The 638-nt window shown below is 65.2% G+C and carries 1 protein-coding gene; it reads right to left on the bottom strand.

What is annotated here, in order from left to right; genetic code table 11:
- Positions 1 to 433, bottom strand: a 433-nt coding sequence (locus ACU8YC_RS25510; RefSeq protein WP_446896035.1) for a pseudouridine synthase, incomplete at its 3' end; no start/stop codon positions are given.
- Between the last annotated feature and the right edge of the window lie 205 nt (positions 434 to 638).

The raw sequence follows: 638 nt of genomic DNA on the forward strand, positions 1-638 counted from the left end.
CGTATGAGGGGTGCATCAGACGATTGGCCAGCTCACCGTCAGTGGTGAACAGCAGCAGCCCCGTCGTGTTGATATCGAGCCGGCCGATGTTGATCCAGCGGCCCTCCTTGGGACGTGGCAGGCGATCGAACACCGTAGGGCGGCCTTCGGGGTCGTTGCGGGTGCAGATCTCACCGTCGGGCTTGTTGTAGATCAGCACACGCCGCACCACCTGGCTGGTTTCTTCGCGCTTGAGCAGGCGGCCATCGACCGCGATGGCGTCATGGGAATCGACACGCTGGCCGAGTGTGGCAACCGCGCCATTGACCTTGACGCGGCCCTCGACGATCCACTTTTCGACGTCGCGACGCGACGCGATGCCCAGACGGGCAAGGACTTTCTGCAGCTTCTCGCCGTGCGTGGCGTGGATCGTGGTTTCTTCGTGCTCGGTCATCTGGGCACCTCCCGGTGTGGCAATCCGATTGAAAGGGCGCGAATCATACGCGGATCATGCCGGCTGCGCACCTTGCGCCAGTCGGACGGCGGCGCCAGTCCGACCTAGGGCAAAGCGGCCAGGGCCTCCGCGGTGCGCTGCTGGATGCCCGCCCAGTCGCCGCGCTCCAGCGTTGCGCTGTCGATCATCCAGGTACCGCCGACAC

The organism is Citrobacter sp. VF227 (genome assembly GCF_052950715.1).